At 71.8% G+C, this 22,592-nt stretch carries 21 protein-coding genes and 1 riboswitch; of the genes, 10 read left to right on the top strand and 11 right to left on the bottom strand.

The annotated features are described in order from the left end of the window. Positions 1–74 precede the first annotated feature (74 nt). Positions 75–1,352 carry an MFS transporter gene (locus DFJ69_RS14090; RefSeq protein ID WP_116022904.1) on the bottom strand — a complete coding sequence of 426 codons (1,278 nt, stop codon included), beginning with the start codon at positions 1,350–1,352 and terminating at the stop codon, positions 75–77. A gap of 53 nt (positions 1,353–1,405) precedes the next feature. Here DFJ69_RS14090 and DFJ69_RS14085 point away from each other — a divergent pair, with 53 nt between their 5' ends. Continuing rightward, entirely contained in the window at positions 1,406–2,605 is a 1,200-nt protein-coding gene (locus DFJ69_RS14085) for an arginine deiminase (RefSeq protein WP_116022903.1), read from the top strand. Positions 2,606–3,088: 483 nt separating this feature from the next. Here DFJ69_RS14085 and DFJ69_RS14080 read toward each other — a convergent pair whose 3' ends face one another. From DFJ69_RS14080 to DFJ69_RS14070, 3 genes are all read right to left on the bottom strand, one after another. Continuing rightward, positions 3,089–3,604, bottom strand: a complete 516-nt coding sequence (locus DFJ69_RS14080) for an ATP-binding protein (RefSeq protein WP_116022902.1) — start codon at positions 3,602–3,604, stop codon at positions 3,089–3,091. 315 nt (positions 3,605–3,919) lie between these two features. After that, on the bottom strand, positions 3,920–5,776 hold the full coding sequence (locus DFJ69_RS14075) for a PAS domain-containing sensor histidine kinase (protein ID WP_245974363.1): 1,857 nt from the start codon (positions 5,774–5,776) through the stop codon (positions 3,920–3,922). A gap of 159 nt (positions 5,777–5,935) precedes the next feature. After that, entirely contained in the window at positions 5,936–7,324 is a 1,389-nt protein-coding gene (locus tag DFJ69_RS14070; protein ID WP_245974362.1) for a purine-cytosine permease family protein, read from the bottom strand. Next, positions 7,315–7,429: riboswitch (TPP riboswitch) on the bottom strand. It overlaps the preceding gene by 10 nt. Before the next feature lie 66 nt (positions 7,430–7,495). Between DFJ69_RS14070 and DFJ69_RS14065 the strand changes: the two genes are divergently transcribed. Continuing rightward, positions 7,496–7,903, top strand: a complete 408-nt coding sequence (locus DFJ69_RS14065) for a hypothetical protein (RefSeq protein WP_147312304.1) — start codon at positions 7,496–7,498, stop codon at positions 7,901–7,903. A gap of 85 nt (positions 7,904–7,988) precedes the next feature. Here DFJ69_RS14065 and DFJ69_RS14060 read toward each other — a convergent pair whose 3' ends face one another. After that, positions 7,989–9,686: an alpha/beta hydrolase gene (locus tag DFJ69_RS14060; RefSeq protein ID WP_147312303.1), complete on the bottom strand. Its 1,698-nt coding sequence runs from the start codon at positions 9,684–9,686 to the stop codon at positions 7,989–7,991. 160 nt (positions 9,687–9,846) lie between these two features. On the opposite strand from DFJ69_RS14060, the gene DFJ69_RS14055 reads away from it, so the two are divergent. Further along, the gene (locus DFJ69_RS14055) at positions 9,847–10,062 is read left to right on the top strand and encodes a hypothetical protein (RefSeq protein ID WP_116022898.1); all 216 of its coding nucleotides are present in this window, start codon (positions 9,847–9,849) and stop codon (positions 10,060–10,062) included. Between the two features lie 7 nt (positions 10,063–10,069). Here the strand turns inward: DFJ69_RS14055 and DFJ69_RS14050 are convergent, their stop codons facing one another. Both DFJ69_RS14050 and DFJ69_RS14045 read right to left on the bottom strand, forming a co-directional pair. After that, positions 10,070–11,938, bottom strand: coding sequence for a glycine betaine ABC transporter substrate-binding protein (locus tag DFJ69_RS14050; protein WP_170177649.1), 1,869 nt, complete (start codon positions 11,936–11,938; stop codon positions 10,070–10,072). Positions 11,939–12,076: 138 nt separating this feature from the next. Next, the gene (locus tag DFJ69_RS14045) at positions 12,077–12,409 is read right to left on the bottom strand and encodes a rhodanese-like domain-containing protein (protein ID WP_116026624.1); all 333 of its coding nucleotides are present in this window, start codon (positions 12,407–12,409) and stop codon (positions 12,077–12,079) included. A 49-nt stretch (positions 12,410–12,458) separates the two neighbouring features. Between DFJ69_RS14045 and DFJ69_RS14040 the strand changes: the two genes are divergently transcribed. Further along, positions 12,459–12,899 (top strand): SSI family serine proteinase inhibitor, encoded by a 441-nt coding sequence (locus DFJ69_RS14040; RefSeq protein ID WP_116022896.1) that lies wholly within the window; start codon positions 12,459–12,461, stop codon positions 12,897–12,899. Positions 12,900–13,032: 133 nt separating this feature from the next. Here the strand turns inward: DFJ69_RS14040 and DFJ69_RS14035 are convergent, their stop codons facing one another. Next, positions 13,033–13,896: an Fpg/Nei family DNA glycosylase gene (locus DFJ69_RS14035; protein ID WP_116022895.1), complete on the bottom strand. Its 864-nt coding sequence runs from the start codon at positions 13,894–13,896 to the stop codon at positions 13,033–13,035. Between the two features lie 495 nt (positions 13,897–14,391). Between DFJ69_RS14035 and DFJ69_RS14030 the strand changes: the two genes are divergently transcribed. The 5 genes from DFJ69_RS14030 to DFJ69_RS14010 all read left to right on the top strand — a co-directional run bounded on the left by DFJ69_RS14030 (position 14,392) and on the right by DFJ69_RS14010 (position 19,518). Continuing rightward, positions 14,392–14,598: a heavy-metal-associated domain-containing protein gene (locus DFJ69_RS14030; protein WP_116022894.1), complete on the top strand. Its 207-nt coding sequence runs from the start codon at positions 14,392–14,394 to the stop codon at positions 14,596–14,598. 5 nt (positions 14,599–14,603) lie between these two features. Next, positions 14,604–15,578, top strand: coding sequence for a hypothetical protein (locus DFJ69_RS14025; protein ID WP_116022893.1), 975 nt, complete (start codon positions 14,604–14,606; stop codon positions 15,576–15,578). Positions 15,579–15,607: 29 nt separating this feature from the next. Then, a complete protein-coding gene (locus DFJ69_RS14020; protein ID WP_116022892.1) occupies positions 15,608–17,950 on the top strand; it encodes a heavy metal translocating P-type ATPase in 2,343 nt (780 codons plus the stop codon). 145 nt (positions 17,951–18,095) lie between these two features. Then, a complete protein-coding gene (locus DFJ69_RS14015; RefSeq protein ID WP_116022891.1) occupies positions 18,096–18,899 on the top strand; it encodes an SAM-dependent methyltransferase in 804 nt (267 codons plus the stop codon). Between the two features lie 70 nt (positions 18,900–18,969). Continuing rightward, the gene (locus DFJ69_RS14010) at positions 18,970–19,518 is read left to right on the top strand and encodes a carboxymuconolactone decarboxylase family protein (RefSeq protein WP_116022890.1); all 549 of its coding nucleotides are present in this window, start codon (positions 18,970–18,972) and stop codon (positions 19,516–19,518) included. A 141-nt stretch (positions 19,519–19,659) separates the two neighbouring features. On the opposite strand, the gene DFJ69_RS14005 is transcribed toward DFJ69_RS14010, so the two are convergent. The 3 genes from DFJ69_RS14005 to DFJ69_RS33770 form a co-directional block, all read right to left on the bottom strand. After that, the gene (locus tag DFJ69_RS14005) at positions 19,660–20,376 is read right to left on the bottom strand and encodes a hypothetical protein (protein WP_116022889.1); all 717 of its coding nucleotides are present in this window, start codon (positions 20,374–20,376) and stop codon (positions 19,660–19,662) included. A gap of 533 nt (positions 20,377–20,909) precedes the next feature. Next, on the bottom strand, positions 20,910–21,323 hold the full coding sequence (locus DFJ69_RS14000; RefSeq protein WP_116022888.1) for a VOC family protein: 414 nt from the start codon (positions 21,321–21,323) through the stop codon (positions 20,910–20,912). After that, complete coding sequence (locus tag DFJ69_RS33770; RefSeq protein ID WP_147312302.1) at positions 21,320–21,568, bottom strand: hypothetical protein; 249 nt, start codon at positions 21,566–21,568, stop codon at positions 21,320–21,322. The genes DFJ69_RS14000 and DFJ69_RS33770 overlap by 4 nt, the downstream gene beginning before the upstream one ends. 256 nt (positions 21,569–21,824) lie before the next feature. On the opposite strand from DFJ69_RS33770, the gene DFJ69_RS13995 reads away from it, so the two are divergent. Next, positions 21,825–22,589 carry an aminoglycoside adenylyltransferase family protein gene (locus tag DFJ69_RS13995; protein ID WP_116022887.1) on the top strand — a complete coding sequence of 255 codons (765 nt, stop codon included), beginning with the start codon at positions 21,825–21,827 and terminating at the stop codon, positions 22,587–22,589. Positions 22,590–22,592 lie beyond the last annotated feature (3 nt).

Genomic DNA, 22,592 nt, shown 5'->3' with positions numbered 1-22,592 from the left:
TGCCCGGAGTCGACCGATTTTCCCGACCGTTCAGGTCGTCCGGGCCAGGTCGTCACGCGCGCCCCGGACGGCGTTCAGGAACGCGCCGGGGCCAGGAGCAGCAGCGTCCCCAGCGCCGCGCCGAGGATCTGCAGGGCGGCCATCCCCAGCAGCAGCCCGACGGGGCCGACCGGGCCGACCGGGCCGGCCAGCGCGGCGGCCAGGGCCGCGCCGAGGGCGGCGGCCCCGATCTTGAGGCTGCCTCCGGTGGTGTTGACCTGACCCAGCCGGTCCGGCGGCGACTGCCGCTGGCGAACGGTCAGGGTGGCGGCGAAGACGGGCCCGTCGCAGACGCCGGCGAGCACGAAAAGGACGATCGCCCAGGGCAGGCCGGGCGCGAGCCCGATCGCGGCCAACGCCGTACCGAAGGCGACCATGCCCCCCACCAGCACCCATTCGGCCCTGCGCGCCGACAGCCAGCGCGCCGCGGCCAGCGATCCGATCAGCGAGCCCGCCGCGAACGCCGCGATCAACTGTCCACCGCCGCCGGCCCGTCCCCCGATGTGCTCGGCGAACAGCACGGCGGTGACCGCGATCCCGCCCATGCCGAGGAACGCCATCGTCGTCGCTGCGGTCACCGCCCGCAGCACCCGGTCTCCCGCCAGCACGACCAGGCCCCCGGTGACCACCTGAAGTCCCTTGCCGAACGCCGCACCGACCGACCGGCGCGGCCCGGGCGACCGCCGGCCGGGTCTTCCCGTGGCCTCGGGCGTGGTGGCGGACGACGTTCCTCGTCCGGGGACGGCGGAGGCGGGGATCCGGAGAAAGGGGAGCAGGGCCAGGCCGAGGGCCGCGCTGCCCACGACGGCCGCCCCCGCGTAGCCCGCGCCCGCGCCGGCGGCGAGGACGGCCGCCAAACCGGGCCCGGCGATCGCGGCGACGTTGTAGGTGGCGGCCTCCAGCCCGTACGCGCGGGTGAGATGTTCGGCGGGGACGTATCGGGGCAGGAGGCCGGTCAGGGCGACGACGATCGGTTCGGTGCAGCCGACCACGACGGCGATCGGCAGGACGAGGGCCAACGAGACCCGTCCGGCGAGCAGCAGCAGGACGGCGGCGGCCAGGACGTAACAGCCGGCGAGGGCCAGGGTGAAGGAGCGCGGGTGACGGATGCGGTCGAGGGCGTGGCCGGTGATCGGGCCGGACAGGACGTACGGGAGCATCACGGCCGTCTGGATGAATCCCGCCGAGGCGGCATGCCCCGTACGGGCCTGAACGACCAGGACCAGTCCGGTGCCGAGGCCCTCGGCGGAGACCCGGAGCAGGGTGGCCGCGCCGAGGTGGACCCGGTGGACGGAGCCGGGCTTCATGGACATGCGGGGAAATCTGTTGATCTTCGCATGGTACGGACGAGCATAGACTGCACAAGATGACCCATAAGTACCGCGTCGACAGCGAAGTCGGCAGGCTTCGCACCGTGCTGCTGCACCGGCCGGGTGCGGAGCTGAAGCGGCTCACCCCGCGCAACAACGACAAGCTGCTGTTCGACGGGATCCCCTGGGTCGGCCGGGCGCAGGAGGAGCACGACGCGTTCGCGCAGGCGCTGCGGGACCACGGTGTCGAGGTCCTGTACCTGACGGAGCTGCTGCAGGACACGCTGGAGTACGCGGACGCGCGGGACGAGGCGATCGCCGGGATCGTCGCCGACCCCCGGCTGGGCGACCAGTTGCGGCCGGTCGTGGAGGGTCATCTGCGCGACCTCGACCCGGAACGACTCGCGCACACGCTGATCGCCGGGCTGGCCCACGAGGAGCTCAAGTCGGCGCACGGCCTGGTCTACCGGCTGATGGACCGGCTGGACTTCATCATCGACCCGCTGCCCAACCTGCTGTTCACCCGGGACAGCAGCGCCTGGATCGGCCCGCGCGTCGCGGTCACCAGCCTGGCGATGCCGGCCCGGCGTCGGGAGACCTCGCTGACCGGGCTGATCTACGCGTTCCATCCCCGGTTCGAGGGTGTCGAGACGACGTACGGGCCCGGGTTGGAGCACGTGGAGGGCGGCGACATCCTGCTGCTGGCCCCCGGGGTGATCGCCGTGGGCACCGGCGAGCGGACGACCCCGGCCGGGGTGGAACGCCTCGCCCGCCAGGTCTTCGCCGCCGGCGTCGCGCACACGGTGCTGGCCGTGCCGATCGCGCAGGAACGGGCGACCATGCACCTGGACACCATCTGCACGATGGTGGACGTCGACACGGTGGTGATGTACCCGGCGATGGCGTACTCGCTGATGGCGTACACCGTGACCTGGAACGACGGGGAGTTGCGGGTCTCCGACGAACGCCCGTTCCTGGAGGCGGCGGCGGAGGCGATGGGCCTCGACCGGCTCCGCCTGATCGACACGGGCCTGGATCCGGTGACCGCCGAGCGCGAGCAGTGGGACGACGGCAACAACACCCTGGCGGTCGCCCCCCGCCTCGCGGTGGCGTACGAGCGCAACACCGAGACCAACGCCCAACTGGAGACGGCGGGCATCGAGGTCATCCGCATCGGCGGCAGCGAACTGGGCAGCGGCCGCGGCGGCCCCCGCTGCATGTCCTGCCCCGTCCTCCGCGACCCGACGACCCCCTGACCCACCCGCCAAGCCCGAACCCCACGCAAGCCTGAAGAACGACCCCACGCCCGAACGGCGACCCCGACGTGCGAAGGGGCGACCCGACGTCTGAACGGCGGCCCCACGCCCGAACGGCGACCCCACGTGCGAACGGCGGCCCCCACGTCTGAACGGCGACCCTCACGTTCGAACGGCGACCCCGCACAAATGCCCGGTCGCTCCAGGCGGACGCTCCGGAGCGCTAGCGGAGGAGTGTGCGGCTGGAGATCTCCACGACCGGGCGCGGGGGGTGTGGGGGGTCGCCCCCCCACAGAAAACACGTTTGGATGCTCGGGCGGTGTCGACGGGGGCACGACAGCGCCCGAGCCGTGAATGACCATACAGGCCGCCGCATATCGCGAACGAGAATGTGCTTGATCACACATTCTTGGCATCCCGTTCAGGCATCGGCCCACCACCGTGCGTGCGTCGTTCAACATCGACACGGCCGGGCGGGCGGGGTCAGCCTCCGGTGAGGCGGGTGCCGCTGCGGCGGGGGGAGGCGGACTCCATGACGTCGGTGTCGTCGGCGAGGGCGGTGGCGTGGGCGATGCCGCGGACGGGGCCGCCGGTGGGAGGGGCGGGCTGGGGGGCGTTCAGGACGGCCCACACCGTGGTGCGGCCGTCCTCGTGGCGGACGCCCCAGCACTCCGCGAGGGCCTCGACGATGCCGAGGCCGCGGCCTCCGAGGGAGGAGAGGGTGGGGCGGCTGCAGCGGGGTTCGGTCATTGCGCCGCCGTCGCAGACGGCGACCTCCACCTCGTCTCCGCTGCGTTCCCAGCTCACCTGGATCTGGCCGGACGGCAGGGGTCTGGCGTGCCGCAGTGCGTTGCTCAACAGTTCGCTGATGATGACGCCGGCGTCGTCGATGACGCACGTGCGGACCCCGGTGGCGCGGAGGTCGGAGGCGAGGCGTCTACGGGCGACCGCGACGCTGGACGGTGCGTGAGGTAGCAGTACGACGCTCGACGCCCTCACCTCCCCGTTAGTACGGGCTAGCCCGTAGGTCACATGCTACGACCGAAATGCCCCGATGCGAATGTCCATAAACAGGGCCGATGAGCTGCTGAAACCTCGGCCGGCGTCGTCACGGGTGACCGGTGTTCCCCTCACGGCTCACCACTCCCATCGGGCCCCCTGGCCCCTCCGGATACCACGCCCCTGAATGACCTATCCAACCCGCGGGCGGATTACTCCTCACATGAGCGTTTCGTCCGTCACATCCCCGTGACAAATCACCACGTTCATCGGGATGCCGGCCAGATCCCCACCACGCCGAGAGGCGGGCGCGGATCACTGCGCGGGGCGCAGGACCAGGCGCATCGTGGTGCCGCCGCCCGCGCGGGAGTGGGCGGAGACGTCGCCGTGCTGGGCCTCGGCGAGGCGTTTGACGATGTAGAGCCCGAGGCCGATCCCGCCGAAGCGTCGGCGGTCGCCGGCGTCGCCCTGGACGAAGCGTTCGAAGATGCGCTCGTGGTCGCCGGAGGCGATGCCGACACCCTCGTCGGAGACGGTGACCACCAGGTCGCCGTCCTCCTCCCGGGCGCGGACGGCGACGGTGCCGCCGTCCGGGGAGTACTTGATCGCGTTCTCCAGCAACTGGCCCAGGATGATGTCGGTGGCCATCCGGTCGCCGCCGACGAGGGGCAGGTCGGGCGCGACCTCCAACCGCACGTCGTGCAGCTCCGACAGCGAGCGGAAGCCCGCCACCGCCGACTCCAGCAGGCGTCCGAGGTCGAAGGTCTCGATGGTCACCTTCAGCTCGCCCGCGCCCGCCCGGGAGCCCAGGAGCAGGTGCTCGACCAGCCGGCCCAGCGCCTGGGCCCGTTCGGCGATGGTCTCGACGGCGGCGCGGCGGTCGGCGTCGGTGAGCTTGTCCCACCGGTTGACCAGCGTGCTGGCGAAGCCCTGGACGACCGTGATCGGGGTGCGCAGCTCGTGGCTGGTGGTGGCCAGGAAGAGGTCCTTGGCCTCCTCCAGGTCCTTGGCCTCGGTCACGTCGCGGAAGTCGACCACCAGCTCGCCGGTCTCCTCGACCTCGGCGCACAGCACGTTCAGCCAGATCCTCGACGGCAGGCGCAGGGTGAGGGTGCGGCCGGGCGCGGGGATCTCGAACGGCGGAGGGCTCCCGATGACCTCCTCGGCGGCGACGCCGGTGAGGCGGGCGGCGGCCGGGTTCCACTGGCGGACGACCCCGGAGGGGTCGAGCACGGCGATGCCGTCGGCGCTGGAGTCGATCACCGCGCGTTCGTGGGCGCGCTGTCGGACGGCGTCGGCGTAGGCGACCGCGTTCCCGACCGCGACGCCGGCGTGCCCGGCCAGCAGCTCCAGCAGCTCCAGCTCGGTGTGCCCGACCTTGCGGTCGGAGAACAGCGCGTACAGCGCCCCGTACGGCCGGTTCTGCAGGTACGACAGGCCGAGCGCGATCGTGTGCAGGCCCGGCAGCTCCGACCAGATCAGGTCGCCGAGGCGGCGTTCGCCGGTGGCCAGCATCACCGTCTTGCCGGAGCGCAGCAGCTCGCCGACCAGGCTGGAGCGCAGGTCGGCGACGGTGCCGCGCATCCGGTCGGGCAGGCCGCTGAGGCTGACCAGCTCCAGCGAGTCGCCGGTGATCCGGACGAAGCCGCCCGCGTCGGCCCCGGTCAGCTCGATCAGCGCGGTGGTGATCCGGTCGAGGACGACGGCCAGGTCGAGCTCGGCGTTGAGGTCGGCCACGATGTCGTTGAGCCGGCGCACCAGCCGGGCCCGTTCGGCCATGTGGTGCTGGGCGAGGTCGGCCTCGTCGACCGGGTGGTAGACACCCACCCAGCCCAGCAGCCGGCCGTCGCCGTCGTGCAGGACGCTGGTGTCGATCCGCACGTCGATCAGCCGGCCGTCGCGCTGGAACCGGCGGGTGGCGATGGAGATCTGGCCGCCCTCGCGGATCCGTTCCAGCACCGCGTTCTGCTCGGCCTGCAGCTCGTCCGGCACGATCGGCGGCACCCGGCCGAGGACGTCGGCGGCGGGCCAGCCGAACATCCGCTCGGCGGCGGGGTTCCACACCGTCACCCGGAACTGCGGGTCCACGGCGACGATCGCGTCGGCCGCGCACTCGACGACCGCGCGGATATTGGCGTCACGGCGCTCATGGTCGCTCTGATCGTGCCCCACGACTGTCATCGTGCCACCGGATCTTCTGCCGTGACCGGCGAAGCGCGATGGAAAGGTTCCCACGTCAGCGGCGCTGTGACCGCAGGAACACCACCCACGCGTCCCACGCCTCACCTCGTTCCCGAGCGGGGAGATCGACGCACTCTACCGGGCGGGCGATCACGGTCGGCGGGCCGCGCCCGAGCGTGGCCGGACCCGGCCGAGGGCGTATCCCGCCGCCCCCGCCACGAGGAACGACAGCAGCGATGCGCTGGTCCAGGGCTGCGGGGTGAGGCCGACGGTGTCCCGCAGGTCCGTCCAGAACGACGCCCAGCCGCTCACTCCCCCCGGGTTGATCATCTGGTACGTCACGAAGCCGAGCACCCAGGCGACGATCATCCCCCAGCGCGACGGCGCCGTCGGGGTCAGGTCCCACCCGGCGCTCGAACGTCCCCGGCCGAGGAAGAAGTCGACCGCCAGCACTCCCAGCATCGGAATGAAGACCGAACCGATCAGTGAGAGGAAACCGGCGTAGTCGCCCATGTTCACCACCAGCGCCAGCCCGGTGATCGTCGCTCCCAGCCCGATGGCGAGGGTCCGCCGGTCCGCCTTGGGCACGATGTTCTGGATCGACACCGCCGTGGAGTACACGTTCGCGAACGACTGGTCGGCCTCCCGCAGCACGAACACCGCGAAGAACCACCCACCCAGCGCCACCCCGAGGAACGGCGAGTAGACCTCCTCGGAGTTCCCCGCCACCAGCGCCAACGCCAGCAGCCCCAAGACGTAGGCGATGATCTGCGTCGCCGCGTACGCCACCGTCGCCGCCCCGAACGCGCCCCGCTCGCTGCGGGCGTGCCGGGTGTAGTCGGCCGCCAGCGGCACCCACGAGATCGACACGGCCAGCGCCGCGTCCGCGCCGGCCCAGAACAGGCTCCACGACACCGTGTCGCTCTGCGTGCCCGGCACCAGGCCCAGGTCGGGCAGCGGCTCCCGCAGCAGTTGGACGTAGAAGTAGATCAGCGCGATCAGCACCGCCGCGGTCACGTACCGGCGCAGCAGCCGCACCGAGCCCAGCGGCCGGATCGCCAGCGCCGTGGTCAGCAGCCCCGCCGCCAGCACGTACGTCCAGCGCGGCACCCCGTCGTACAGTTCTCGCGCCGCGTCCGCGATCACGACCAGCTCGAACGTCCCCCAGCCGATCAACTGGACGATGTTGAGCACCGTCGGCACGTACGACAGCCGCGCCCCGAAGAGCCCGCGCAGCAACACCATGGCGGGCCGGCCGGTGCGGGCCCCCGGGACGGCGGCCAGGCCCAGCATCAGCCCGCCCAGCACCGTTCCGACGATCATCGCGAGGATCCCCGCGGTGACCGGCAGGCGCAGCGCGCCGTCCGCGTCCGGGGCCAGAACGGTGTACGCGCCGGAGAACGCGAACAGGCTGACCCCCAGGTTGGCCCAGAACGCGCTCTGGTCCCAGAAGCCGAGCACCTTCGGGGCCGGCTCGTCCAGGGTGTACGGGGCCTCGTCGCTCGGGGCCTCCCCGGAGGCACGCAGGACCGACTTCACGGGCACGCTCCCTACGCCGGCATTACCCGGACAGGTTCCTGCGGTCGGCGACGCCGTCCTGTCGCCCTCTCAGCCCGGTCGGCCCGAGCTCCCGCGATGACTGAGTCGGTGGGATCGTACATCGCCCGGAAGATCACGGATATCCACCCCTGCCCGGTTTACTCTGCTGGGATGACCCCCTTTCGCGCCCCCGTTCTCGTGGCGTCCGCCGCCCTCCTGCTGACCGCGCTCACGCTCACCGCCTGCAACGGAGGGGTGAACGACATCAGGGAAGGCGTCAAGGACGGCGCGGAGATCGGCAAGCGCCAAGGGCAGATCGAGGTCCTCGGGGCGGCGGAGATCCAGCTCAGGGCCGGGGTCGTCCTCAACGGCGAGCTGTCGTGCGAGGTCACCTCCACGGGAGGTCAGAGCACACCCGTGACCTGCACCGGGACCACCGACGAGGGGCGCGCCGTCTCCCTCAAGGGCACCATCACGAGCGCCGCCCCGATCGCCGAGTCCGACTGGCTCCGCGGCGACTTCGTCGCGACCGTCGGCGGCGAGGAGGTCTTCCGCACCCCCTGCATCGGCACCTGTTGACCCGTGCGCGGGCGAAGGCCCCGGCCGGGGAGGGGTCCGGCCGGGGCCTTCAAGGAAGAGGCCCTGGGGGGCCTCCGGGCATGGATCAGCCTCGGTCGAGCCACCCGAGGGGCGACGGGTCGACGGGGAGCACGTCACGGGGCTTGGTGAGGTGGCGCGCGAGGTCCGCCGTGGTCGACCCGGGGGCCGCCAGGGTGCGGGTCGACGGGTCCGGAGAGGTCGGTACGGGGACGCCCTCGCATTCCGTGCCGTCCAGGCGGCCCGTGGCGAAGTAGGTGGCGATCTTCGGGGCGCAGTCGGACGCCATGCCGGCGGTCGAGCCGTGGATGTCGTCGTTCACGGTGAGCACCTTGCCGCCGACGGCGTCCTGCATGTCCCGCGTCCACGGATACGGCGAGGGCACCTCGTGACGGTGCGCCGACATCACCAGCGGCGCGTTGCCGTGATGCAGCCTGACCGGCTGGACGGGCAGCGGCCAACCCGCGCAGCCGTTCAGGGGCATGCTCAGATCACCGGTGACGGGGTGGCGCTTGCGGTCCTTCTGGAACGCGGCCCAGAAGGAGTCGAAGTCGCGCGGTCCGGTGTCCTCGTTGCAGAAGACCGCCTGGTTCATCGTTCCGTTGAAGTCCTCCGGCAGGTCGGCGGGAGGCTCACCGCCACCACCGTCGGCCCTCGAGAAGATCTTCTTGATCAGGGGCGGGGCCGGCTCCCCGCTCCGGGCGTCGCGCAGCTCCTTCAACAGCGCCGCGGCCTCCGGCCACATGAGGCTCGGAACTCCCGCGATCTGGGAGACGAGGAAACCGTCGAACGTCTCCTCGGGGAGGTCGGTGAACGTCTTGGGTCGAGCGGTGAGCTCCTCCTTCAGCCTCGCCATCGCGGCCTGAACCTGTTGCCGGGTGGTCCCGAAGTCGTACGTGCCGTTGCGCGCGGCGATCCAGTCGGCCTCCCGTCCGAAGTTCTGAGCCGTGGCGGTGGCGCGGCCGGCCTGGAACGCGTCGAGCCGGAAGTCGGGGAGCGCCGTGCTGTCCAGCCACATCCGCTGCACCCTGCCCGGGAACAGGTCGCGGTACTGCGCGCCCAGCCAGGTGCCCCACGAGATGCCCAGGTAGCTCAGCTTCCGCTCACCGAGTGCGCCGCGCACCCGGTCCAGGTCACGTGCGACGTTGGCGGTGGTGAGCTGCCCGAGGAACGCCGGGTCCTGCTCGCCGCACGCCCGGTTCGCCTTCACCTGCCAGTCGTACGCCGCCCTGGCGGCGGCCTCGGTGATCGGCGCCCTGAGGGGAGGCTGCCGTCCCGGATCGCGGCAGTCGACCTTGCTGCTGTAACCGACGCCGCGCGGGTCGAACCCGATCAGGTCGTACCGCTCGTTGAGCTTCTCCCCGTTGCCGTTGTCGCGCTGAAGGACGTACAGGACCGGCATCAGGTAGCCGCTGCCGCCCGGCCCGCCCGGGTTGAGCGCCAGGCTCCCGGCCCGACGCGCCTGGTCCCTCGCCTTGAGACGGGTCACCGCGACGGTGATGTGCCGTCCGGACGGCTTGCGGTGGTCGAGCGGGACGCTGACCTTCCCGCATTCGGTACGCGCCCACAGCGCCTTGAACTCGGTCCGCAGTTCGGGGGGCACCATCCGTTCCAGGGCCGCTTCGGAGTACTGCGGACAGGCGTGCCAGGCGACGGCCGTGGCGGGTGCCGAGGCGGCGGCGGGCGCCGCCCCGGTCAGCAGAGTGGTGGTCCCGGCGGAGGCGACGAGCGCCATCGCACCGACCAAGGCCCGTGATCGAGTCATGATCCCCAGACTTTCGATCACCGGGTAACGCGGACATAACAGCCTCGGCGACCTTCATGAGTTCGTCGATCCGGATGACCGGAAGCCGTGCGCGCAGTACCGTGCTCAGATCACCCGCCGCCGATCCGAGGGCGGCGGCCGACCTGATGAGTGATCGACAGTGCAGCAGGCGACAGCACTGCCCACATGGGCAGACCGGTTCCTCACCGAGCTGGCCGACCACGGGTACATCACCCGTGCGGCCCGGACCGCCGGAATCAGCGCGACCGTGGTCATCCGGCAGCGCCGGACCGACCGCGCCTTCGCCGTCGCCGTGGCCCGCGCGCTCGCCGAGGCGCCGGTCCCCTCCGGGGCACGCGAGATCACCTGCCGCTGACGGGCGTTCAGACGAGGCCGGACTGGACGAGCCACGCCTTGGCGACCGTCTCGACCTTGTCCTTGTTCACCGCGACCCTGGTGTTCATGTAGAGCAGGTCGTCCGTCGTCAGTTCGGCCGAGACCGCGTCGAGCGCGGCCCCGACCCTGCCGGCGACGGACTTCTTCACCAGCGGCGTGACGTTCTGTGAGCCGAACAGGTCTTCGGGGTCGTCGAGGACGACGAAGCCGTTGACGCTGATCCGCGGATCGGTCGTGAACAGGTGGCCCGCCTGCAGGGAGCCCCGGGTCAGGAGCCGGGCGAGGGTGCCGGAGTCCTCGTGGCGGATGGGCTGAAAGTCCTTGAAGTCGACGTGGTAGACCGCTCTGAGGCCGATCAGCCCCTGGTAGCGGGTCTCGAACTCGGGCAGGCCGCCCAGCACGAACCCCGCGGCGAGGTCCTCCAGGTCCGCGACGGAGCGGAGGCCGTGGCTCTTGGCGGTTTTCCGTGTGACGACGATCGCGTCCTTGTTCTCCGCCTTGGCCGAGTCGAGGAGCCGCAACCCGTCCGGCAGCCCGTCCCTGAGCGCGTCGTTCACGCGCCCGGTCGTCATCGGCTCCTTGGCCTCCACGTCGATCGCGCCGAGATGGGAGGCCAGCGCGCCGTTGTACTCCGGCACGAGATCGATCTCCCCGGCCTCGATCAGCGGGTAGTAGGTCTCGCGGGAGCCGATGCCGCGCCGTCGGGTGATCGCGAAGCCCTTCGCCTCCAGGGCCTGCGCGTAGATCTCGCTCACCAGCACGCTCTCGGGGAAGTTCGCCGATCCGACGATGAGGTGCGGGGCCCGGGTGGGCGCGGTGGTGGCGGCGGTCGCGCGCTCCCGGGGCTCCGACGCGCGAAGCCACACGCCGAGGCCGGCGGTCACCGCCACGACGAGCGCCACCGCCGTGCCGCCCACAAGGACGCGGCGCCGTCGCCGGAACGAGGTCGCCGGAGAGGCGCGGTGGCCGTGGCCGGTGTCGCCTCCGCCCTGGGACGAGCGGCCCGGGTCGACGGTCGGCGACCGGGGGAGCTGGAAGACGTTGCGGGCCGGGGCCGGGGCCGGTCCCGCGGGCGGTACGTCGTCGTAGCCGAGGAGCCGGAGCAGGATCTCGCGGGACTGCGGACGTCGTGCCGGATCCTCCCGAAGGCAGGGCATGACCACCTCGCCCAGCCAGGCGGGCAGGTCGGGGAGATGGTGCTCCACACCCAGCAGCGGCGACGGGTCGTCGTCACCGAACGCGCGGCTCCCGACGGCGGCGAAGACCATCGTGACGGCCCAGCTCCAGACGTCGGCGGCGGCGTCGGCGGTGCCGTGCGCGGCCTGCTCGGGCGCCATGTACCGGGGCGTGCCCGAACGCCCGGACCGCCCGGCGCCCGACGGGCCCAGCGCCACCGCCACGCCGAAGTCGACCACCCGGGGCCCGCCGGCGGCCATCAGCACGTTGTGCGGCTTGACGTCCCGGTGCACCACCCCGGCGGCATGGGTGGCGGCCAGCGCGGTGATCGAACCGACGGCGAGGCGTTCCAGCTCGACGCCGCGGAGCGGGCCGCCGGACTCGACCACGCTCAGCAGCGACGGGGCGTCGATGTACTCGCTGACGAGGTACGGACGGCCGCCGTCCACGCCCGCGTGCAGCAGGCGCGCGGTGCAGAAGCGCGGGATCCGCCGCACGAGCGCGATCTCGGCGGAGTCCATGGGGGAGTCGCCCTCGACCGTGCCGTTCAGCACCTTCACGGCGACGGGATCGTCCCCGGTGCCGGATCGGCTCGCCAGGTAGACGACGCCCTGGCCGCCCTCCCCGATCCGGCCGGTCAGCCGGTATCCCCCGATCTCCTCGGGATCCTCTGCCGTCAAGGGGCCGACTGTCATCCCGAGGTCTCCTTTCCTGGGAGGAGCCTTCTCCTTGGATCTCGTCCAAGGGGGGATGGTTCCGATCGATTATCCCTTGGCCCGACCGGTCGGCCCAGGAATTGCGGAACCGGGCATGCGTCCTCAGGCGACGTAGGGGTCGGGGCCCGTTTCGGAGATCATGGGGCGTCCGGTCTCGGCCCAGTGCTTCATGCCCCCGTCGACGTTCCTGGCCAGCCAGCCCGCGTTGTTGAGGGCCACCGTCACCTGGGCGGAGCGGACGCCCGAGCGGCAGATCACGTAGACGTCCCGGTCGCGCGGGATCTCCCCGGCGCGGTCCCCCAGCTCGCGCATGGGGATGTGCACGGCGGCCGGGGCGTGACCGGCCTCCCACTCGTCCTGCTCGCGTACGTCCAGAAGGTAGGCGTCCTGCGGCACGTCCGTCACGCCGACGGCCGGGACGTCTTCCCCGAAAATCATCACGTCGCCTATGGAACCCTGCCGGGGGCCGGAACGTCGAATCCGCATGCGGTACCGCACACCACTCGCCACGACGGCGGGCCTCGGGGCCCTGGCCGTCACGTTCGCGCTGGCCGGTTGCGGGACCGAGGACGACGGCCCGGCGGCTCCCGCCCTCAGCCCGTCCTCGGCCGCGCAGACCCGCCTCGACATCGAGGTCCGCCCCTCCGCGAAGGGGGCGCCGACCACCTGGACGCTCACCTGCGATCCCGCCGGCGGCAGCCATCCGCGGGCGGAGGCCGCCTGTCAGGCGTTGGCCAAGCTCAAGAATCCGTTCGCGCCGGTGGCCAAGGACGCCATCTGCACGGAGATCTACGGCGGCCCGAACGTCGCCAGCGTGTCCGGCACCTGGCGGGGCACGCGGATCGACACGGACTTCTCCCGCTCCAACGGCTGCGAGATCAGCCGCTGGGAGCAGCTCACCCCGCTCCTCGACAAGCCCGCCTGAGCCCCGCGCGCATGGGGCTCAGGTTCCAGTGATCGGCTCGCCCCCGCTCGACCGGCTTCTGGAGCTCCGCGCCCACTTCGGGCGCCGGGACCGGCTCACGATGCTCTGCGTCGCATTCTGCTGAGCCCCGCGCCTATTTGAGGAGCCGGGACATCCGGCGGTCGGCCAGGGGCTTGCCGCCGGTCTGGCAGGTGGGGCAGTACTGCAGGGCGCTGTCGGCGAACGACACCTCGCGGATGGTGTCGCCGCAGACGGGGCACTTCTGGCCGGCCCGGCCGTGCACGCGCAGGCCGATCTTCTTCTCCGCCTTCAGGTCGCCCGCGGCCAGGCCCGCCGAGCGGCGCACGGCGTCTCGGAGGGTTTCGCCGATCACCTCGTACAGGGTGGCGACCTCCTCGTCGGTCAGCGTGGCGGCGATCTTGAACGGGGACATCCGGGCGGCGTGCAGCACCTCGTCGGAATAGGCGTTGCCGATGCCGGCGATCACCTTCTGGTCGCGGAGCAGGCCCTTGATCCGCGTGCGCCGGCCGCCGAGGATGCCGCGCAGGGTGTCGAGGGTGAACGCGTCGTCGAGCGGGTCGGGCCCGAGCGCGGCGACGCCGGGGACCTCGGCCGGGTCGCGCACCACATAGACGGCCAGGCCCTTCTTGGTGCCCGCCTCGGTCAGGTCGAAGCCGGAGCCGTCGTCGAGATGCACCCGTACGGCCAGCGGATTCTTGCCGCCGGGGCGCACGGGACGGGTCGGGACCTCGTCCTGCCAGCGCAGCCAGCCCGCCCGCGCCAGGTGGGTCACCAGGTGGACGCCGTCCACGTCGAGATCGAGGAACTTGCCGTGGCGGCTCACGCCGGTGACGGTGAGCCCCTGCAGGGCGGTCACCGGCGGGTCGTAGGTCTTCAACGCGGAGATCGCGACGACATCGATCCGGGCGACGGCGTGGCCCACCGCGCGTCCGCGCAGGAACTCCGCCAGCGCCTCGACCTCGGGTAGCTCGGGCATGCTTCAAGTATCCGCATGGAGCGCCGTGCCCTCGCCATGTCCACATGCCTGTGGATGGCTGTGGACAACGCTGTGGATAACCTGCGTACGACCCGCCCCTCCGGGCCCTGCGGCCTGCATACCTGTGCGAATCCCGACATATCTCGGACGCCTACCCGATCACGACGCCTCCCGGGGCTGTGGATAACTTCTTGGCAACGGCCTTCTCCAAGGGCTCCCGGCGTGTCGCGGCCTTCCGATCCACATGACGCGACGCCGAGCCGCACATGTCCTGAAGTCGTCCTCCACATGGCGTAGAGGCGTCCCCACGTGCCACGACACCGTTCACCGGGCCCCTCCGGGCACGCCGGGAGCATGACCCACCGTATGCGGACGACCACGTATGATGCAGATCTCGTAAACGGGTAGGGGGTAGGGGTTGCTGTTGGTTGACACGCATGGCATCATCGATCTCGGACATACCCCCTAGGGGTAAAAACGGAGAGGGAGCGGATCATGAGCAGCACCGAGTACACCGTCGTCGGGATGACCTGCGGCCACTGCGTGACCTCGGTCAAGGAGGAGGTCGGCGCGGTCCCCGGCGTGACGGGGGTCGAGGTCGACCTGACCGACGGTCGGCTGACGGTGACCGCGGACGGGGCCCTCGACGACTCCCGGATCCGGGAGGCCGTCCAGGAGGCCGGATACCAGGTGAAGGGCTAGGGGCCATGAACACCTCGACCAAGCTGGGGGCCTACGCCCTCGGCCTGGCGGCCCTCTTCGCGGGCGCGGCGGTGGTCGGCGACGTCGCCGGCCCCGCCCCCGAGAAGGCGAGCGAACGGACGGCCGCCCACAACACCCACGGCGGCGCGGGTCCGGACGACGGCGCGGGTCACGGGGGCGGCGGACAGACCGCGGCCCCCGTGCCCGGGGGCCTCCAGGTGTCACAGGGCGGCTACACGCTGGCCCCGAAGACGGTGACGCTCGAGCCGGGGAAGAAGACCGACTTCGCGTTCAGCGTCAACGGGCCGGACGGCCGTCCGGTGACGCGGTACACCACCATCCACGGCAAGCAGCTCCACCTGATCGTGGTCCGCAGGGACATGTCGGGCTTCCAGCACCTGCACCCCGTGGTGAACGGGGCGGGGGTATGGACGATCCCGCTGACGCTGCCGGACCCGGGCGCGTACCGGATGTTCACCGACGTCCAGCCCGAAGGGGTCAAGGAGCAGTTCACCCTGGGTGCCGACCTCACCGCCCCCGGCGACCATCGGCCGGCGGACCTGCCCGAGCCGGTGCAGGTGGCGAAGGTGGACGACTACGAGGTCAGGCTGGCCGGGGCCCTGCAGCCCGGTCGGACCAGCAGGCTGACGCTCTCGGTCGCCAAGGACGGCGAGCCCGTCACCGACCTGGAGCCCTACCTGGAGGCGTACGGCCACCTGGTGGCGCTGCGCAGCGGCGACCTCGCCTACCTCCACGTCCACCCGGACGGGGAGCCCGGCGACGGCAGGACCCGGCCCGGTCCGGAGATCACCTTCTACGCCGAAGTGCCCAGCGTCGGCACGTACCGTCTCTACCTGGACTTTCAGCACGAGGGCAAGGTCCGCACCGCCGAGTTCACCGTCGTCGCGGGCGGCGCGTCCGCCCCGCAGCAGCCCGCCACGGGCGGCGGCGGCCATGGTGACGACGGCCACGCGCACTGAACGAGCAACGACCCACGAAGGAGGGGCGCATGACCACGGGTAACGCGACCGGGCACATCGAGCTGACGATCGGCGGTATGACGTGCGCGTCGTGCGCCGCCCGGGTGGAGCGCAAGCTCAACAAGCTCGACGGTGTGACGGCGACGGTCAACTACGCCACAGAGAAGGCCACGGTCACCGTGTCCGAGGGTGTCACCGCCGAGGAGCTGATCGCCACCGTCGAGAAGACCGGCTACACCGCGGCCCTGCCCGCGCCCCCGCGACAGGAGACGGTCGAGACGCCGGAGAAGGACGAGTTGCAGCCGTTGCGGCAGCGGCTGATCACCGCGCTGGTGCTGTCGGTGCCGGTCATCGCGATGGCGATGATCCCGGCCCTGCAGTTCGAGTACTGGCAGTGGCTGTCGCTGGCGTTGGCCGGGCCGGTCGTGACGTACGCGGGTTGGCCGTTCCACCGCGCCGCGTTGACGAACCTGCGGCACGGCGCGGCCACCATGGACACGCTGGTGTCGCTGGGCACCCTGGCGGCGTTCGGCTGGTCGTTGTGGGCGCTGTTCTTCGGCACGGCGGGCGAGCCGGGGATGCGACACGGGTTCACGCTCGCGATCACCCGGGGCGACGGGTCGGGGAACCTGTACCTGGAGGCCGCCGCCGGGGTGACGATGTTCATCCTCGCCGGCCGGTACTTCGAGGCACGTTCCAAGCGCCGCGCCGGAGCCGCGTTGCGCGCGCTGCTGGAGTTGGGGGCCAAGGAGGTCTCGGTCCTGCGGGACGGCCGCGAGGAGCGGATCGCGGTCGAGGATCTCAAGGTCGGCGACCTGTTCGTCGTCCGTCCGGGGGAGAAGGTCGCCACCGACGGGGTCGTCGAGGAGGGCTCGTCCGCGGTGGACGCCTCCCTGCTGACCGGCGAGTCCGTTCCGGTCGAGGTCGGCCCGGGCGAGCAGGTGGCGGGCGCGACCGTGAACGCCGGCGGACGCCTGGTGGTCCGTGCGACCCGGGTGGGTTCCGACACCCAGCTCGCGCAGATGGCGCGGCTGGTGGAGGAGGCGCAGACCGGCAAGTCGCAGGCGCAGCGGTTGGCCGACCGGATCTCGGCGGTGTTCGTCCCGACCGTGATCGCGCTGGCGGTCGCCACGTTGGGCTTCTGGCTGGGGTCGGGTGCGGGCTCGGTGGCCGCGTTCACCGCCGCCGTCGCCGTCCTGATCATCGCCTGCCCGTGCGCCTTGGGCCTGGCCACCCCCACCGCCCTCATGGTCGGTACGGGCCGGGGCGCGCAGCTCGGCATCCTGATCAAGGGTCCGGAGGCGCTGGAGTCCACCCGTTCCATCGACACCGTCGTCCTGGACAAGACCGGCACCGTCACCACCGGCAAGATGGCCCTCACCGACGTCATCACCACCGGCGACACCTCGGTCGAGGAGGTGCTGCGGCTGGCCGGCGCGCTGGAGAACGCCTCCGAGCACCCCATCGCCCAGGCGATCGCCAAGGGCGCGGCCGAACGCCTCGGCCGCCCGTCCATGGCGCCCGGCCCTGCCGGCACCGAAGGCGTGGGCGTTGGACGCGACACGGCCCACCCCGGTATGGCGGACCCGTTCCCCAAGGTCGAGGACTTCGCCAACGTCGAGGGCCTGGGCGTGCAGGGCGTCGTGGACGGTCACGGCGTTCTCGTGGGGCGGCCTCAACTGCTGGCCGAGTGGTCGCACCACCTGACCGACGACCTGGAGCGGGCCATGACCGAGGCGCAGGCGCTCGGGCACACGGCCGTCGCGGTCGGCTGGGACGGCGAGGCGCGCGCGGTCATCACCGTCGCCGACCAGGTCAAGCCCACCTCCGCCGAGGCCATCGCCCGCTTCAAGGCGATGGGGCTGCGTCCGGTGCTGCTCACCGGCGACAACGAGGCCGTGGCCCGCACCGTCGCCGACGAGGTCGGGATCGAGGAGGTGATCGCCGAGGTGCTGCCCGCCGACAAGGTCGACGTGGTCAAGCGGCTGCAGGACGAGGGCCGCACGGTCGCGATGGTCGGCGACGGGGTCAACGACGCCGCCGCCCTCGCCCAGGCCGACCTGGGCCTGGCCATGGGCACCGGCACCGACGTGGCCATCGAGGCGTCCGACCTCACCCTGGTCCGCGGCGACCTGCGCGCGGCGGCCGACGCCATCCGGCTGTCCCGCCGGACCCTGGCAACGATCAAGGGCAACCTGTTCTGGGCCTTCGCCTACAACGTGGCCGCCCTGCCGCTGGCGGCGACCGGCCTGCTCAGTCCGATGCTCGCCGGAGGCGCGATGGCGTTCTCGTCGGTCTTCGTGGTCGGCAACAGCCTGCGGCTCCGCCGGTTCAAGTCCCTCATCGTCGAGCAGGAGCCCCGCACCTCCTGACCGCCGCCCCGACGCCGCCGTGACCCTCCGTCACGGCGGCGTGGGGCACCCGACTGCGGGTGCCCTGGACGGCGCGTGCGGGATGTCGGCGATGCCGGAATATGCTCCTGGTGAGAGGCCCGACCCGGCCGCGAGGGAGCGCCCGATGAGCCATGAGACCGATGACGTGCCCGAACTGTTCACCGATAGGCCGGTCTCGGCGCGGGTCTGGAACTACTGGCTCGGCGGCAAGGACCACTACGAGGTCGACCGCGAGGCCGGGGACATGGTCGCCCGGCAGGTGCCCGGGATCGCGGCGGCGGCGCGCGGCGACCGGCTGTTCCTGGGCCGCTGCGTCAGCCGTCTCGCGAGACGGGAGGGCATCCGCCAGTTCCTCGACATCGGCACCGGCCTGCCCACGGCGGACAACACCCACGAGATCGCGCAGCGGGTGGCCCCGGAGTCGCGGGTCGTCTACGTCGACAACGACGCGCTCGTCCTCACACACGCCCGTGCCCTGCTCACGAGCACCCCGGAGGGCGCCACCAGCTATGTCGACGCGGACATGCGCGACCCGGAGCGGGTGCTGCGGGAGGCGTCGGCGACGCTCGACTTCGACCGGCCGGTCGCGTTGATGATGCTGGCCGTGCTGCACCTGGTCACCGACGACGAGGAGGCGCTGGCGATCGCGCGGCGGCTCATCGACGCGCTGCCGTCGGGCGGTTTCGTGGCCCTGTCGCACGCCTGCCTCGACGTGGACGTGACCCGCCTGGCGGTCGAGACCTGGAACGAGAGCGGCACCCCGCACCCGGTCCGGGCGCGGACCCGGGCGGAGATCGCACGGTTCTTCACGGGCTTGGAGCTGGTCGAGCCCGGCATCGTGTCGTGCTCCCGCTGGCACCCGGACCCGAACCCGTGGGGCGAGCCCGAAGAGATCATGACCTTCTGTGGAGTGGCCAGAAAGCCCTAGTCCGTGGTGGTTTTGCAGGGTTATGGTGGCGGCGGATCATCATGATCCCCGGCGCTCTGGAGGTCAGCCCATGCCGCACATCGCTCTGGACGGCGACGTCCCCGGGCTCCCCTCCCTCCTGCGGTTCCGTCCGGAGACCGCCGGCCCGTTGAGCGACCTGGCCGAGGCGCTGCTCCGCGGCCCCGGCCCGCTGGACCGCGGCGAACGCGAGCTGATCGCGTCGTACGTCTCGACGCTGAACGACTGCCGATTCTGCGCCTCGTCCCACGGCGCGTGCGCGGCGGTCCAGTTGGACGGCGGCATGCCCCTGGTCGAGCGGGTCCACGCCGACCCGGCCACCGCCCCCGTCTCCGACCGACTCCGCGCGCTGCTGCGCCTCGCCGCCGCCGTCCAACGCGGCGGCCACGCCGTCGGCGACGCCGAGATCGCCGCGGCCCGCACGGCGGGCGCCACGGATGTGGAGATCCACGACACGGTCCTGATCGCCGCCGCGTTCTGCATGTACAACCGCTACGTCGACGGCCTGGCCACCGTCGCCCCCACCGACCCGAGGATGTACACCCAGATCGCCGAACGCCTCACCACCCACGGCTACACCACCGTCCCCCCTCGCCCCTGAACCCCGGACAGCCCAACACCCACTCACCACAGCACCTCGGACCCCGAGCCGCCGCGGACGCCCGGAACGGCCTGCCCAGGAAGACCAGCGCCCTCGTCGACCGGGCGGTGGGGCAGCTCGACCCGTCATGGGGGTCGTTCGTCAGGGGTCGGTTCCGGCGGCGGCGCGGATGCGGGCCACGGCGGTCTGGGTGCGGCGGCGCAGGGCCTCGGCGCGTTGGGTGGTGCCGTCGGCGAGCCGGTGTGGTTTGGCGGGGCACACCGCGATCCGGCGGCGGCGGGCCTCTTCGAGCAGCGCGGCACCGATCTCGGGGCGGCGTTCGAGGCACAGTGCCGCGAACAGGCCCGCGTCGATCGTCTTGACCCCGCCGAGGCGCCCCAGGTAGACGATCTCGCAGGGGAGTTGCTCGCGGTCGTCCCGCTGTTCGACCAGGTCGCGGCGGGCCGCCAGCACCAGCGCGGTCACGGTCTGCACCGCCTGCCGCACCGCCCACTTGCGGCCCGGAACGGGTGGGAGGAAGTCCCGCACCTGGTCGATGCCCGACTCCGACACGGGGCCGAGGACGAGGTCGTCGACGGTCCTCGTGCGGATCTCGATGACCTTCTCCCAGGAGGCGTCGTCGCCGTCGAACCCGACCTTCCGCGGACCGAACTCGATCGCGCCGAACCGGTCGAGCAGGCCGAGCACCCGGCCCGCGCCACGCGGCGTCCTGGGATGACGGGCCAGCAGCGTCCCGATCGACAGCTTCCACGGCCGGGCCGTCCCGCTCCCGGGCGCCGGGATCGCGTCGACCGCGGCCGTCACCCAGCCGGCCTCCTCCTCGCCGGGCACGTCCCCTTTGACCAGATCGACGCCCATCGGCGTTCCCCACCTCTCCGTCACCGGATCCGCCGCCACCTTTGCCCAACATGGTGCGGTATGCGCCGCCGGAAGTCTCGGATCGAGGCGCCTCGCCTCATCGATTCGGCACATGCGTGACGGGCGGCCGCACGATGAACCCGGGTTTCGCCAAGGCGGCGTGGTGAGCCGTAGGTGCCATGGTGAGCCGCAGGTGCCGTGGTGCGGGATGACCGCCGCCAGGTGCGACAGGCCGAGCCCCGGTGCCCCGACGGCGCGAGACCGCGACTCATCGCCCGTGCGGGTCGTGGCCGGATGGTCCACGGCCCCACGCCCTGAAGCGCCCGCAGGCGGCGCACCTCGATCCGAGTCCGTCGCACCTGAACGTGTGCCCGGAGGCCGGGCGTGCTGACGCCTGCCCTACCAATGCGCCGGACACCCCTGCCTTGGGGCACTCAGCCTCTGGACCCCGCAGACGACCGCTCCTGCCCTCCGGACTCGAGTCTCGCCGCCGACGTGCGAACTCGCGTTCACCGCGCGAACGTGCGGATCCGTCAGGCGCGGGACGTGATCTGTTGGACGGCCCAGCCGTTGCCGTCGGGATCGTCGAAGAACACGAAACCGGAGTTGTCGAGGTCGTCGTCATCGGTGGCGGGGCGCATGCCCTCGGGGCCGATGAACCGGATCTCGGAGACCTCGACACCCCGTTCCACCAGCTCGGCGCGGGCGGCGCGCAGATCACCGACGACGAGCTGAAGGCCCTTGAGGGAGCCTGGCTCCATGTCGACCAGGCCCTTGCCGATGACGACCGAGCAGCCGGAGCCCGGCGGGGTGAGCTGCACGACGCGCAGCTCGTCGCTCACGGCGGTGTCATGGTCGACGTCGAAGCCCAGACGCTCGGCGTAGAACTTCTTGGCCCGGTCGACGTCCGAGACCGGGACCACGACGACTTCCAGCGTCCAGTTCATGATGGTGCCTCCTTGGCTCTGGACGGCACGCTAGCCGCCGGGTACGACATTCGGCCTGGGACGGGCCCGATCTCGATGTACTTCGGGACGGCTGTGTTCGGAACGTCGAAGATGCCGCCCTTGCCGCGCAGGTGGTCCTTCTCGCGGAGCGTGCGCCGTCCGGCGCTCGGGGCGACCTTCGTGGCCGAGTCGGTGACGATCAGTCGTTCCGCCCCGCGCGCCGTCCGCGTTGCCGGTCCGCGCAACGGTGGTGGCGTTCATCTTGCCCCGCCCGGAGGTGGATGAACTGAACGGCGGCGGTGCCCGACTTGGTCGAGCACTTCACGCCGGCGTCGAGGCGCTCGTGCGCGAGGCCGCGACGTTGGGCATGCGGCAGGGAGGCTCCGTTCGCCCTAACGCTTCGGTGGCCCGAGCGGGCGGTCATGACGAGACCGACGAGACGCAGCCACGTCCCGGTGAACCGGTGCTCATTTCCCGCTCGCCCCGGCGGATACTGGCGACATGGATCAGATCCGGGCGATCGTGGAACTGATCGGCGTCGTCCTGGGTCGCGAGGCCATCGGCGTCTACCTGCATGGGTCCTCCGTGCTCGGCGGTCTCAAGCCGGCCAGTGACCTGGACGTCCTCGTCGTCACCCGGCGGCCCATGCACGATCGGGAACGGGCGGCCCTCGTCGAAGGGCTGTTCATGATCTCCGCCATGTCGGCCGAGGTCCGGCCCGTCGAGGTCACCGTCGTGGTCCAGTCCGAGGTCCGCCCCTGGCGATACCCGCCGACGGGTGACTTCTTGTACGGCGAGTGGCTCCGCGAAGCGCTGGCGACCGGTGGGCCCCCTCAGCCGGAGCCGATGCCCGATCTGGCGCTGTTGATCACGCTCGTGCTCGCCGGCGACCATCCCCTCATCGGCCCGCCCCCGGCGCAGGTGCTGGATCCCGTTCCGCACTCCGATCTCGTCCGGGCGAGCGTCGCGGGCATCCCCGCCCTGCTCGACGACCTGGACGATGACACCCGCAACGTCGTGCTGACCTTGGCCCGCATCTGGGCCACCCTCGTCACCGGCGAGATCAAGCCGAAGGACGCCGCCGCCGACTGGGCCCTCACCCGACTCCCGCCGGAGCACCGCCCCGTTCTGGAGTACGCGAAGGAGCTGTACCTCAGCCGCCGGTACTCCGAGGAGTCGTGGAGCGTCGAGCTGAAGGCGCGAGTACGTCCCCACGTGAACGAGGTGCTCGCCGCCATCGAGTCATGCCGCCCCACGGATCCCTAGTCG

Origin of the sequence: Thermomonospora umbrina (assembly GCF_003386555.1) — a bacterium.
In the GTDB taxonomy this organism is placed as follows: domain Bacteria; phylum Actinomycetota; class Actinomycetes; order Streptosporangiales; family Streptosporangiaceae; genus Thermomonospora; species Thermomonospora umbrina.
This window is presented reverse-complemented; position numbering and strand designations above follow the sequence as displayed.